12 protein-coding genes are annotated in these 12,728 nt (G+C 65.3%); all 12 read left to right on the top strand.

The annotated features are described in order from the left end of the window. Positions 1-153: 153 nt before the first annotated feature. A complete protein-coding gene (locus tag V2B31_RS05620) occupies positions 154-978 on the top strand; it encodes an FAD binding domain-containing protein (RefSeq protein ID WP_328276237.1) in 825 nt (274 codons plus the stop codon). Continuing rightward, positions 975-1,454, top strand: a complete 480-nt coding sequence (locus V2B31_RS05615; protein ID WP_328276235.1) for a (2Fe-2S)-binding protein — start codon at positions 975-977, stop codon at positions 1,452-1,454. Before V2B31_RS05620 ends, V2B31_RS05615 begins: the two co-directional genes overlap by 4 nt. Further along, a complete protein-coding gene (locus V2B31_RS05610; RefSeq protein ID WP_328276233.1) occupies positions 1,451-2,818 on the top strand; it encodes a xanthine dehydrogenase family protein molybdopterin-binding subunit in 1,368 nt (455 codons plus the stop codon). Before V2B31_RS05615 ends, V2B31_RS05610 begins: the two co-directional genes overlap by 4 nt. A gap of 3 nt (positions 2,819-2,821) precedes the next feature. Further along, positions 2,822-3,826 (top strand): xanthine dehydrogenase family protein molybdopterin-binding subunit, encoded by a 1,005-nt coding sequence (locus V2B31_RS05605; protein ID WP_328276231.1) that lies wholly within the window; start codon positions 2,822-2,824, stop codon positions 3,824-3,826. Beyond that, entirely contained in the window at positions 3,823-4,146 is a 324-nt protein-coding gene (locus tag V2B31_RS05600) for an EthD family reductase (RefSeq protein WP_328276229.1), read from the top strand. The genes V2B31_RS05605 and V2B31_RS05600 overlap by 4 nt, the downstream gene beginning before the upstream one ends. Next, complete coding sequence (locus V2B31_RS05595; protein ID WP_328276227.1) at positions 4,133-5,017, top strand: AAA family ATPase; 885 nt, start codon at positions 4,133-4,135, stop codon at positions 5,015-5,017. The genes V2B31_RS05600 and V2B31_RS05595 overlap by 14 nt, the downstream gene beginning before the upstream one ends. After that, positions 5,014-6,111, top strand: coding sequence for a VWA domain-containing protein (locus tag V2B31_RS05590; protein WP_328276226.1), 1,098 nt, complete (start codon positions 5,014-5,016; stop codon positions 6,109-6,111). Before V2B31_RS05595 ends, V2B31_RS05590 begins: the two co-directional genes overlap by 4 nt. Next, positions 6,108-6,995, top strand: coding sequence for an amidohydrolase family protein (locus tag V2B31_RS05585; protein ID WP_328276224.1), 888 nt, complete (start codon positions 6,108-6,110; stop codon positions 6,993-6,995). Before V2B31_RS05590 ends, V2B31_RS05585 begins: the two co-directional genes overlap by 4 nt. Positions 6,996-7,010: 15 nt before the next feature. Then, entirely contained in the window at positions 7,011-7,859 is an 849-nt protein-coding gene (locus V2B31_RS05580; RefSeq protein ID WP_328276221.1) for a fumarylacetoacetate hydrolase family protein, read from the top strand. A 16-nt stretch (positions 7,860-7,875) separates the two neighbouring features. Next, complete coding sequence (locus V2B31_RS05575) at positions 7,876-9,204, top strand: amidohydrolase family protein (protein WP_328276219.1); 1,329 nt, start codon at positions 7,876-7,878, stop codon at positions 9,202-9,204. Positions 9,205-9,295: 91 nt separating this feature from the next. Beyond that, complete coding sequence (locus tag V2B31_RS05570; protein WP_328276217.1) at positions 9,296-10,363, top strand: molybdopterin-binding protein; 1,068 nt, start codon at positions 9,296-9,298, stop codon at positions 10,361-10,363. Positions 10,364-10,505: 142 nt separating this feature from the next. Beyond that, a complete protein-coding gene (locus tag V2B31_RS05565) occupies positions 10,506-12,689 on the top strand; it encodes a TonB-dependent receptor (RefSeq protein WP_328276215.1) in 2,184 nt (727 codons plus the stop codon). Positions 12,690-12,728 lie beyond the last annotated feature (39 nt).

Here is a 12,728-nt window from a genome sequence, read left to right as displayed (position 1 = left end):
TCGCTCGGACTGCGACAGTGGGCACATGAGTTCTGATCAATGCGCGTTGGTATTAATCATACGCTATGATAAATGTTCAGACGCGCCGGAAAGCGCCTCATTTTGCCTGCTGATAGCATCGGCGCATCAGAAGCAAATGAGGGGAGGGCGGGCATGACGCTCAGATATCTGCGCTATGCCGATGTGGCCGATGCCGCCAGCGGCGCCGCCCGGCCGGGTGCCCGCATATTGGGCGGGGGCACACTGCTGGTTCGCGATATCAATATGGGAGACGTGTCGTTCGACACGTTGATACGGATCGAGGATCCCGCGACGACGGCGATCGACAATGTGCCGGGCGGGGCGATATCGCTTGGCGGCGGCGTGACGATGGCGCGCGTCGTGAGCGAACCCGCGCTGGCGTGGCTCGCGCCGGCCGCATTGTCGGTCGGAGGCCCCGCCGTTCGCGCCATGGCGACCGTCGCGGGCAATCTTCATGCGCCAGCGCCTTATGGCGATTTCGCGACCGCGCTGCTGGCCTTGGATGCGAAGGTCGTGCTGCATGACGAAACGGCCCTGATCGACCTGCCGATTCAGGATTTTCTGGCGCACCGGCGGGCTCTCCACGCACGGCATCCGATCCGCGCCGTTCGTTTCCATGCGCCGCCTGGACACAGCTTCCGCTTTCGGAAGGTCAGCCGGACGCGCGTGAAGGGGCTGGCGGTGATGACGTTGGCGATAGTGCTCCCCACCGATGCGGACGGGCTCATTCGCGGGGCGCGGATCGCCTGCGGCGCGCTGGCGGAGACGCCGGTGCGGATTGTCGGCGCCGAGGCGGCGCTCGAGGGGCGATCGCTTACCCCCGACAGCATCGAAGCCGCGATCGCCGCATCGGTGGGCGAGATCAACCCGGTCGATGACGCGATCGCCAGCGCCTGGTACCGCCGCGCCGTGTTCCCGGTCCATCTGCGCCGGATGCTCGCCGGAGACGCGGCATGAGCAAGGTGGCGGTCCATTTCGACCTCAACGGCAAGGCGCGGTCCGAATTTGTCGATGGCGGCGCGACGCTGCTCGACCTGCTGCGCACGCGGATCGGCGACATGTCGCCCAAGGCCGGGTGCCTACAGGGCAGTTGCGGCTGCTGCACCGTCCTGATCGACGGCGAGCCGCGCCTTGCCTGCATCACCCTGGCCGAAGATGTGCAGGGGAGGGAGGTGGAGACGGCGCGCGGGCTCCCGGATGGCGCAGGGCGGCTGCATCCGTTGCAGCAGGCGTTCATCGACGGCTTCGCCACGCAATGCGGCTTCTGCACCCCCGGGATGCTGATGGCGGCCAAGGCGCTGTTGAACCGCAAGCCCAATCCCACCCGCGCGGACGTGATCGACGCCATTTCGGGCAATTTCTGTCGATGCACCGGCTATGCCCCGATTATCGACGCGATCCTGGCGGCGGCCGAGGCGGGGAGGGCGGCATGATGCGCATCGAAAAAAGCTATTTCGCCGACGAGCGCGACGATGATCTTCACGAGATCGGCCAGCCGCGCCAGCGCGCCGACGTGCTTGGCCATGTGACCGGCATCACCAGCTTCTACGCCGACCGCAATCATGAAGGGATGCTGCATCTCAAGATGGTGCGCAGTCCGCATCACCATGCCCGCATCCGCTCGATCGACATCAGCGCCGCTGCCGCGCATCCGGGCGTCAGGCGCGTTCTGCTGGCCGCGGACGTGCCCCACAACATCTACACGATCCTCTCCTTCATCGGCATCCTGCCCGAGGACGAGCCGGTGCTGGCGTTCGACAAGGTGCGCTGGATGGGCGAGCCTGTGGCGGCGGTGCTGGCCGACAGCCCTCGCGCGGCGGCCGAAGCGGTGGCGCTGGTGCAGGTCGACTATGATCCCCTGCCCGCTATTTTCGATGTCGAGGAAGCGATGCAGCCCGGCGCCCCGCTGGTCAACGAATATCATGGGCAGAATTGGTACGCCTATGACAGCGGGGACGCGCGCAAGGTCCGGCTGGGCGATGTTGCGAAGGGCTTTGCCGAAGCGGACGTCGTGCTGGAACAGCGTTACCAGTCCTCGCCGATCGAGCAGGCGCCGTCCGAAACCAGCGGGTGCGTGGTCGTGCCCGACCAGAATGGCCGGTTCACCTGCTATACCGGCACGCAGGCGATGTTCTTCAGCCTGACCAACGCCGCCATCATCCTGGACGTGCCGGAATCAAAGCTGCACTTTGTCGGCGGGACGGTTGGCGGCGGCTTTGGGGGCAAGACCGACACGGTTTGCGAACCGATCGCTATCCTGGCGAGCATGGTGACGGGACAGGCCATCAGCTTCCAGTTCAATCGCCATGAGGAGATGCAGATGTCCTCGCCGCGCGCGGCTGAGCGCATCTATCTGAAACATGGCGTGATGAAGGACGGGCGGATCGTCGCGTGCGAGGTCCGCTGCTATGTCGACTCGGGCGCCTATTCGCGCCTCTCCCCCTATGGCACGAACAAGGCCGCGGCCCATTTTCCTGGCCCCTACACGATCCCCAATGTGGCGATCGACGCCTATTGCGTCTACACCAACCGCACCCCGTCCAGCGCGATGCGCGGTTTTGGCTGCACCATCGGCGACTTCGCGCTGGAGGTGCAGATGGACAAGCTCGCGCGGCTGATCGGGATGGACCCGCTCGAATTCCGGTTCATCAACGCCTACCGCGACGGCGACATGAAGGCGCACCATCAGCCCACCGAAGGCGCTGCGCTGATCGAATGTATGCAGGAAGCGGCGAAGATCGCACATTGGCCGGTCGATCCGCGCTTCATGGCGATGTCGTCGCGGAAAGGGAGCTGAGCGATGGCGGTGAAACGCGGGCGCGGGGTCGCGGCGGTCAACTACCCCACTGGCATGAATCTGGGCGGCGATCCGACGCAGGCGCTGGTGCACGCCACCCCTACGGGGCATTTCGTGTTGAGCATGTCCAGCGTCGACGTCGGCCAGGGCATGAAATCCATTCTCGCGCAGATCGCGGCGGAGACGCTGGGCGTGCCGACCGACCATGTCTGGGTGGACACCGCCGATACCGACACCGGGCCGCACTGCACCGGCACCTTCGCCTCGCGCGGCACGCACAGAGCCGGCAACGCCGTGATCGCGGCGGCGCGTGAGGCGCGGCAGGTGCTGCTGGAGGTCGCCGCCGACAAGCTGGAGGTAAGCGCCGACGATCTTGTTACCGACGGGCAGGGCATGATCCACATAAAGGGCGCGCCGGCCAAGGCGATCAGCATTGCCGAGGCTGCCGGAGCTGCGCAGTTCGAATATGGCCGCACCGTCGCCGGGCGGGGCATATTCCTGGTGGATCGCAGCTTTCCCGATCCGGTGACCGGCAAGATGAAGCCGGCCACCTGCTACACCCACGCCTGCACGATTGCCGAGGTGGAAGTCGACACCGATACCGGCGAGGTGACCGTGCTGGATCTCAAAAATGTGTTCGAGATCGGCCGCGCGCTCAATCCGGCGATGGTGAAGCAGCAGCTGGTCGGCGGCAATCATATGGGGGTGGCGCACGCCCTCTACGAAACCACCGAGCCCTATTATCCCGATCGCGCGCATGGCGGGCGCGACTTCAATGAATATGTCCTGCCCGGCCCCGGCGACGTGGTTCCGGCCGAGTTCGTCGTTCTCGAGCGGCCCGCCTCCGATGGCCCCTTCGGCGGCAAGGGGCCGGGCGAGATGTGCGCCAACCCGCAGATCCCGGCCATCGCAAACGCGATATTCGACGCGATCGGCGTCCGCATCGACGAGATGCCGATGACGCCTGAGCGGGTGCTGCGCGCGATCCTCGCGGCCGAGGGCGCATGATGCTGAAGATCATGTCCATGTTGAAGCGGAATGACGACATGACGCTCGATGAGTTCCGCAAATGGGCGCAGCTGCGACACCCGCGCATCGCCGCCGAGATACCCGGTCTTGTCGCCTACAAGGTCAATGTCTGCCTGACCGACGATCCGGCGCGGCCCTATGACGCGGTCAACGAGCTATGGTTCGAGAGCGATGCGGCGCGCGTCCACGGGTTCGCGGCCAAGGCAGGGCGGGATGCCGCAGCCGATGTCGCCGCCCATTGCCGCACGCGCACGCATCTGCTGGTCGCCGAGCTGGAGGTGATCCGTGGTCCCCGCTGATCCCTCGCTTGATCGCTTCGCGGCTCCCGGCGCGGTCGCCGAGGCGCTCGACGGGATCGATTATCTGGCGGATGAAGGACTTGCCACCGCTGCCTTCCTGGCGCTGCGCATGGGCAAGCCCTTGCTGCTCGAGGGGCAGCCCGGTGTCGGCAAGACCGAAGCGGCAAAGGCGATCGCCGCGATCGGCGGGCGTGACCTCATCCGGCTGCAATGCCATGAGGGCATCGACGCTACCCAGGCGTTGTATGAATGGAATTATCCGAGGCAGCTGCTCGCCATCCGGCAGGCCGATGGAGGCGAGGTCGATCTTTATGGGCAGGCGTTCCTGATCGAACGGCCGCTGCTGGCGGCGGTGCGACGGCCGCGATCGACGGTGCTGCTGATCGACGAGGTGGATCGGTCCGACCATGAATTCGAGGCATTCCTGCTGGAGTTTCTCTCCGATTTTCAGATCAGCATCCCAGAAACGGGTGCGGTTCGGGCCGAGGTGCGGCCCATTGTCGTGCTGACGTCGAACCGGACGCGCGAGCTGCATGATGCGCTGCGCCGCCGTTGCGTCTATCACTGGATCGCCTATCCCGACCCCGCGCGCGAGGCGGAGATCATCCTGCGCCGGGCCGGCGGCATCGTCCGAGCGACGGCGGAGGCGGTGGCGCGCGCGGTGCAGGATCTGCGCCGCCTGCCGCTCGTGAAGCCGCCCGGCATTGCCGAAGCGGTGGAATGGACGCAAGCCGCCCGGATTATCAGGGGCGCCGAAGGCGATTGGCCGGACGCATTCCGGCGCGCGGTGGGGGTCGTCGTCAAAGACGAGGACGACATGGCCGTCGTCACGCCGGAAATTGGGCGCGTCCTTGAGGAGGCGTTCGCATGATCGCCGACATGCCACGCGCCGCCGCGCCGCTGATCGGTTTTGCGCCCGTGCTGCGGGCCGCTGCTTTCCCGGTGTCGAGCGAGCAGACGCGCGCGTTCCTCGAAGCGGTGCGGCTGGTCGGTCCCACGTCAATGCGCGCGATACAGCACGCCGCTCATGCCGCCTTCGCACCGCGTTTTGAACGGCGCGAGGCGTTCGATGCGCTGATTCGCGCGCATTTTTGCGGCGATGCGGGCGTTCTGGCCGCGCCTGACGACGAAGAAAACATCGCGTCGGAAGAGGAGCGCGATCCAGCTTCCGCGCCGGAGCTTGCGCCGGGCGAATCCGGTTCGGCAACCACTGCCCGGGAAATATTGTTCATCCGCGAATTTGCAGCGCGGGATGCGCGCCTCCACAGCCTCGGCGCATCGCTGCCGCGCCGGCGTGCGCTGCGGATGCGCCGGCATCCGCGCGGGGAGCGGCTTGACCTCGGCCGGTCGCTCGCCCGCATCGTCCGGCATGACGGCGACATTCCGATGCCCACCCGTCGGACGCGCCGCCTGCGCCCACGCCGTATCCTGTTGCTCATCGATATTTCCGGATCGATGAAGCAGCATAGCGATGACCATCTCCGCCTTGCCCACAGCCTCGTCCATTCGGTCGCGCCGGTGGAGGCGTTCACGCTCGGCACCCGATTGACCCGGATCACGGCGGCGCTGGCGCACCGGCGCAGCGATGTGGCGCTCGCGCGCGTGGCCGACGCGGTCGCCGACTGGGACGGCGGCACCCAGCTGGGCGCCACGCTCGCCCGCTTCATCGCCGAGCCGCGATATGCCGGCCATGCGCGCGGATCGGCCGTCATCATGCTGTCCGACATGCTGGAACGCGGCGATCCGGCTTTGCTGGTCGGAGCGGTTCGACGGCTGGCGCTGCGGGCATGGCGGATGAGCGTGGCGACGCCGCTGGCGGCCGATCCGCGCTTCCGCCCCGAAACGGCGGCGCTCAAGGCGATGTTGCCCTTCCTCGACGATCTGGTCGATGGCGGCAGCTTGCCCGCGCTCATCGCCTTCCTCAACCGGCTCGACTGCCCGTCTACCCGGAAGGTCTCGGCATGACCCAGCCCGTCATCGACGGTCATTTCCATATCTGGCGGCAGGCGGACCTTGCCTGGCTGAACGGGCCGATGCAGCCGCGCATCTTCGGCCCCTATGCGCCGATCTGCCGGGACTATTCAGTCGAGGAATATCTCGCCGACGCGGCGGCCGCTAAAGTCAAGGCATCGGTCTATGTCCAGGCGAACTGGCCGGCCGCGCGCTTCGAGGATGAGGCCGCGTGGGTGCAGTCGGTGGCGGACGCATCCGGCGCGCCCCAGGCGATGGTCGCCTATGCCGATTTCCTGGTCGACGACATCCGTCCCCAGATCGATCGGCTGATCCGCTACCCGCTGCTGCGGGGCGTGCGGATGCAGTTGCACTGGCATAGCAAGCCTGCTTACCGCTTCGCCGCGTCGCCCGATGTGGTGCGCGACCCGCGCTTGTCCCGCAATATCGCGCGGCTGGCCGATTATGGCCTGCTGTTCGAATTGCAGCTGTTTTCCGGTCAGATGGCCGATGGCGCCGATCTGCTCAAAGCCGTTCCGGACGTGCCATTCGTGCTCATCCATGCGGGGATGCTGGAAGCGGAGAATGAGGTCACGGTCGCCCGCTGGCGCAAGGGCATGGCGCTGCTTGCCGCGCGACCCAATTGCCACGTCAAGCTGTCGGGGCTGGGCACCTTCGTGCATCGCGTGGATGACGCGCTGATCGCCCGCATCGTGCGGGAGACCGTCGCCATGTTCGGCGCGGATCGCTGTCTGTTCGGGTCGAATTTCCCGATCGAGAAGCTCTGGACCGACTATGCCACGCTGTTCGCCGCGCATGTGCGCGCGAGCGCCCATTTCGACGACACTCAGCGTTCGGCCATATTTCATGGTACGGCTGCGCGCCTCTACCGCCTGTGAAGAAGGATATTGTGCATGAAGCTGCTGCGTTACGGTGAAGCAGGTAAGGAACGGCCCGGTCTGCTGGATGCGGATGGTTGCATCCGCGATCTCTCCGCCCATGTCCGGGACATAAGGCCGGATATGCTGTCGCCGGAAATCCTGACAGCGCTCGCCGCGATCGACCCCGGCACGCTGCCTCTGGTCAAGGGCACGCCCCGGATGGGCGTGCCGGTGTCGGGCGTCCGCAAGTTCCTGGCGATTGGCCTGAACTATGTCGATCACGCCAAGGAAAGCGGCGCAGCGATCCCCGACGAGCCGATCCTGTTCACCAAGGCGATCAACTGCCTGCAAGGGCCGAATGATGACGTGATGCTGCCCAGGGATTCGCAGCATAGCGACTGGGAGGTCGAACTCGGCATCGTCATCGGCACGACGGCGCGCTACGTGTCGCCGGACGAGGCGCTGGACCATGTCGCGGGTTATGTTCTCGTCAACGACGTGTCGGAGCGCGAATATCAGCTGCGGCGCGGCGGTTCATGGGACAAGGGGAAGGGGTGCGAAACATTCGGGCCGGTCGGCCCCTGGCTGGTGACGACCGATGAACTGCCCGATCCGCAGGCGATCTCGCTGCGCCTTGAGGTCAACGGCGTGCGGCATCAGGACGGCAACACCGCCAACATGATTTTCGATGTGAAGACGCTGGTGAGCTATGTCAGCAGCTTCATGGTGCTGGAGCCCGGCGACATCATCACGACAGGCACGCCCGCGGGCGTTGGCATGGGGCTGAAGCCCGACCCTGTCTTCCTGCGTCCCGGCGACGTGATGACTCTCCAGTCCGATCAGCTCGGCAGCCAGCAGCAGACGGTCATCGCCTGGCGTTAACCTGAAGGAATCCGACATGCGCACACTCATCAAGGACGCGATCGTCATTTCCATGGACCCGGCGGTGGGCGATTTCCGCCGTGCCTCGATCCTCGTCGACGGGGATCGAATTGCCGCCGTCGGTCCCGATATCGCCGCGGCCGATGCCGAGGTGATCGACGGGACCGGCATGATCGCTCTGCCCGGTCTCATCGACGCGCACCGTCATGTCTGGCAGGGGGCGTTGACGATGGTCGCGGCGGACGCCGACCTGCACAGCTATTTCGGCAGCATCCTCTCGAAAATCGCCCCGGTCTATACCGAGGAGGATGTGCGCATCGGCAATCTGACAGGTGCGTTGCAGGCGATCGACGCGGGCGTGACGAGCGTGTTCGACTGGTCGCATATCCAGCATTCTCCCGCCCATAGCGACGCTGCGATCGGCGCGCTCAAGGACAGCGGGATGCGGGTCGTCTTCGGCTATGGCTTCCCCAATCTGGGACCGGAATGGTTCTTCGAGAGCCGCAACCATATTCCCGAGGATATCCGCCGCGTGCGCGAGGATATCCTGCCCGGTGACGACGGGCTGGTGACGATGGCGCTGGCGCTGCGTGGGCCGGAGATGTCGGGCATCGACGTGACGGCGCACGACCTCGCCGTCGGTCGCGAACTGGGACTGTTCGTCAGCGTTCATGTCGGCAATGGCGATTTCGGCAAGCCGTATAAATCCGTCCACAAGATGCGCGAGGCGGGGCTGCTTGGGTCGGATATCCAATATGTCCATGGCAATTCCCTCGATGACGATAGCATCGCCATGATTGCCGACAGCGGCGGACAGATGGTGGCGACGCCGACCGTCGAATTGCAGATGCAGTTCGGCTATCCCGCGACCACGCGCTTCCTGGCCAAGGGGGTGCGCCCTGGTATCGGCGCCGATGTCGTCACTTCGACCGATACGGGGCTGTTCGCGCAGATGGCTTCGACCTTCCAGATTGCGCGGCACCAGGCCTATGAAGCCGGCACGCCCAGCATCGACACGCGCGATGTCCTCTCGTTCGCCACCATCGATGGCGCGCGATCGATCGGCATCGCCGACCGGACCGGCAGCCTGACGCCGGGCAAGAAGGCCGACATCATCCTGGTGCGCACGCCCGATCTGTTCGCCATGAACGATCCTGTCGCCTATGTCGTGCTGGCGGCCGGGCCGCAGGCGGTGGACATGGTGATGATCGACGGCGTAGTGCGCAAGCGCGACGGGCGGCTGGTGCGCGACGATCTTGCCGCGCTCGCCGATCGGCTGGAGGCGTCCCGCACCCGGCTGATGGACGCCGCCGGCATCGCCCCGCCGATCGCCGCCTATGCCTGACATGCGCGCATGACGGCCGGCCGGCAGGATCGGGCGGGCCGAGCGGCCGCGCGATGACCGGGCGGACGGCGGCCTCGCGCCGCGCGGGCGCATGAGGTTCGGCCCCGTTCCGGTCGATGAGGCGGAGGGTGCGTTGCTCGCGCATTCCTTGTCCGCCGGCTCGCTGCGCTTTGCCAAAGGCCACCGGCTTGACGCCGCCGATGTTGCGGCGGCGCGAGCGGCCGGCATTGTCGATCTGGTGGTCGCCCGGCTTGATCCCGGCGACGTGGCGGAAGATGAAGCGGCGGTCCGTATCGGTCGCGCGGTCGCCGGGACGGGCATTGTGGCGGGCGCACCGGTGCATGGCCGCGTCAACCTGTCGGCGACGGCTGATGGGCTGTTGCGCTGCGACGGCGCTGCCGTGGCGGCGCTGAACCTGATCGACGAGGCGGTAACGCTGGGCACGCTGCCGCCGCTATCGCGCGTTCGGGCCGGCGAGATCGTCGCTACGGTCAAGATCATTCCCTATGCGGCGGCGGAGACATCGGTGACGCTGGCGCAAGCGGCCGGAGAGGGGCTGTTGTCGCTCGCGCCGTTTCGGCCGACGGCGGTCGAGCTGATCCACACAATGCTGCCGGGATTGCCGGACAAGCTGATCGCCAAGACGAGCAGCGTCATCCAAGCCCGGCTCGCGCCGCTCAGCGGAGGAATCGTGCGGGAGGCGCGTTGCCGGCATGAGGAGGCCGCTTTGGCGGCGCAGCTGGTTGAAGGCAGCGAGGCTGGCATCATATTGATCGCGGCGGCATCCGCGACCGTCGATCGGCGGGACGTCGTGCCGGGCGCGATCATCGCGGCGGGCGGGATGGTCGAGCGGTTGGGGATGCCGGTCGATCCGGGCAATCTCCTGTGCCTTGGTCTTATCGGCGGGCGTATCGTGATCGGTCTGCCGGGCTGCGCGCGCAGTCCGAAGCGCAACGGCATCGACCTCGTCCTCGAGCGCTTGATGGCGGGCATGGTCGTGGACGGCCACGACATCGCCTTGATGGGAGTAGGCGGGCTGCTGGCGGACAGCAATGTTCGGCCCGAGCCGCGCGGAGCCAGCGCGCGCCCTCGCAGCGCTATCGATATGCCTGCCCTCACCCCCGCCCTCACCGATGCCGCGCAGCATATCGCAGGCTGATGCCCCCCAAAATCAGACGCGCTGACAAATCAGCAGACCCGCCGGAAAGCGGACGGCGACGCGATCCTCTATGACAATCGGGCGGCGGAACCATTTTCAACGGGACCGTCAGAATGATAATCTTTGTGGGGAGGTCTGCAACATGCGTGCAGCAAAATCTATTCTCTGCGCCGGTGCGGCGCTGAGCATCGTCCTGGCGTCGCCATCCTGGGCGCAGGAAAGCGCAAGCGCGACCGAGGCGGCCGAAGCCGCTCCGTCCGGCGAGATCGTGGTTACCGCGCGCAAGCGTTCGGAAACCGCGTCCACGGTGCCGGACAGCCTCGTGGTGCTGGGCAGCGACATGATCGTCAATATGAGCATCAAGCAGGCAGGCGACCTTGGCCGCACCCTGCCCAATATCGGCTTCAAGCAGGATCTGAGCGTCACCTCGTCGTTCATCTCGGTGCGCGGCATCACCTCGACCCGCAACACCGACCCGGCGCTGTCGCTGGTCATCGACGGGGTACAGGCTGCGAGCGCCAGCCAGATCCGCCAGCAATTGTTCGATATCGATCAGATGGAAGTGCTGAAGGGTCCGCAGGGCGCGCTCTACGGCCGCAACGCCATTGCCGACGCGATCAACGTCGTCACCAAAAAGCCGACCAATATCGTCGAAGGACGCGGCGAGTTCGGCTTTGGCAATGCCGGGTCAATGGAAGGCAGCGTCTCGCTGTCCGGCCCGATCATCGAGGATGTGCTGCTGTTCCGCGTCTCGGGCTTCTTCCATGACGACAAGGGCAGCATTCGCAACACCGCGCTCGACGAAAATGTCGACTTCAAGACCAACAAGACCGGCCGTGTCCGGCTGCTGTTCACGCCCACGCCCGATCTGGAACTGGACTTCAAATATAATCATGACGATTATAAGGGCGGTTCCTATTATTATGTGATTACCCGCGCGGTGGGGGATCCCTTCCCGACGGCGAACCCCCGCAGCAACAGCAACAGCTTCGGAAATTCGCCCGTTTCGGTGCCAATCTCGGTCAACTATGCGACGATCGACGATGCCTCGCTCAACATGAGCTATGATATGGGCTTCGCCACCATCAGCTCGATCACGGCCTGGTCGCGCACGAAGGAGCGCTATGGCGTGCCTGGCGAAGGCATTGGCAGCGGCGGTCCAGGCGATCTCGATTTCCTGCCGCCCGAATTTATCGGTAACTCCCAAAGCTACAATGTGAAGGCCTGGTCGGAGGAAGTGCGGTTGACGTCCAACGCCAACGGTCCGTTCCGCTGGCAGGTCGGCGCCTTCTACACCAACATCAAGCGGCGCGACACATTGCCCGTCTATATTCCCGATGGAGTCAACCCGCTGGAGGATACGGCGATCCTGCTGTTCCCCAATGGCACGCGGCGCAAGATCGACGCCTATGCGTTCTTCGGCCAACTCGAATATGACATTCTCGACACGCTGACCGCGACCTTCGGGATGCGCTACGACAAGGAAAAGCGTAGCCAGGTCGATCTCGACGATCCGACCGCGCCAAAGCGGCGAGCGACGTTCGATCTGCCGACGCCGAAATTCTCGCTCGCCTGGAAGCCGGTGCGGGGCCAGATGGTCTACGCCACGGTCGCGCGGGGCTTCCGCAGCGGCGGCTTCAATGCGCCACGCACCATCTTTGATGAGGTGTATAAGCAGGAAGAAGTGTGGAGCTACGAACTGGGCTATAAGGGGTCGTTCATGAACGGCCGCGCGCGGGTCGTCGCTGCGGTGTTCCACCAGGACATCAAGAATAAGCAGGATTTCCTGTTCGACTCGACCGTGGCGGCGCAGAGCGTCTACACTATTCCCAAATCCTGGGTGCGGGGCGTGGAGCTGGAACTGAACCTGGAGCCGATCGACGACCTCAAAATATCGGCCGCCGGCGGCATCATGGACTCCAAGGTGCAGGAATATGAAGTCGGCCCGCTGTTCCCGCAGCCGGTGACGAACGCCTCGATCATCGGCAACAAGCTGTCGAACTTCAGCCATTGGACAGCATCGGTGGCCGTGGATTACACCGCCTCTCTGACGGCCGACTGGAACGCGAAGCTGCATGTCGATTATTCGGTGCGCGGCAAGAATTACTGGGACGTCACCAATATCGATCGCGAAAAGAATGTCGGCCTGCTCGCCGCCAATATCGGGATCGAGAATGAACGCTGGGGCGTGTCGCTCTGGGGCACGAACCTGACCAACACCAAATATTGGTCGGCCTGGTACAACCAGCAGGTCACCGGCCTGCCCGATATCGGCAATCCGGCGGAACCACGGCGCTATGGCGCGCGCGTGAAGATCAAGCTGTAACCAGGTTGCAGCGGGTTGCGGGGCCATATTCCGGCGCAA

The sequence above is a fragment of the Sphingobium sp. genome (assembly GCF_036170395.1).
In the GTDB taxonomy this organism is placed as follows: domain Bacteria; phylum Pseudomonadota; class Alphaproteobacteria; order Sphingomonadales; family Sphingomonadaceae; genus Sphingobium.
The sequence above is the reverse complement of the archived record's forward strand: the minus strand, read 5'-3'. Positions and strand labels throughout refer to the sequence as shown.

Excerpts from the sequence above, each read along its gene's own strand:
- V2B31_RS05620 (WP_328276237.1), top strand. The coding sequence starts at position 154 with ATGACGCTCAGATATCTGCGCTATGCCGATGTGGCCGATGCCGCCAGC.
- V2B31_RS05580 (WP_328276221.1), top strand. The coding sequence starts at position 7,011 with ATGAAGCTGCTGCGTTACGGTGAAGCAGGTAAGGAACGGCCCGGTCTG.
- V2B31_RS05585 (WP_328276224.1), top strand. The coding sequence starts at position 6,108 with ATGACCCAGCCCGTCATCGACGGTCATTTCCATATCTGGCGGCAGGCG.
- V2B31_RS05575 (WP_328276219.1), top strand. The coding sequence starts at position 7,876 with ATGCGCACACTCATCAAGGACGCGATCGTCATTTCCATGGACCCGGCG.
- V2B31_RS05590 (WP_328276226.1), top strand. The coding sequence starts at position 5,014 with ATGATCGCCGACATGCCACGCGCCGCCGCGCCGCTGATCGGTTTTGCG.
- V2B31_RS05610 (WP_328276233.1), top strand. The coding sequence starts at position 1,451 with ATGATGCGCATCGAAAAAAGCTATTTCGCCGACGAGCGCGACGATGAT.
- V2B31_RS05565 (WP_328276215.1), top strand. The coding sequence starts at position 10,506 with ATGCGTGCAGCAAAATCTATTCTCTGCGCCGGTGCGGCGCTGAGCATC.
- V2B31_RS05570 (WP_328276217.1), top strand. The coding sequence starts at position 9,296 with ATGAGGTTCGGCCCCGTTCCGGTCGATGAGGCGGAGGGTGCGTTGCTC.
- V2B31_RS05600 (WP_328276229.1), top strand. The coding sequence starts at position 3,823 with ATGATGCTGAAGATCATGTCCATGTTGAAGCGGAATGACGACATGACG.
- V2B31_RS05605 (WP_328276231.1), top strand. The coding sequence starts at position 2,822 with ATGGCGGTGAAACGCGGGCGCGGGGTCGCGGCGGTCAACTACCCCACT.
- V2B31_RS05615 (WP_328276235.1), top strand. The coding sequence starts at position 975 with ATGAGCAAGGTGGCGGTCCATTTCGACCTCAACGGCAAGGCGCGGTCC.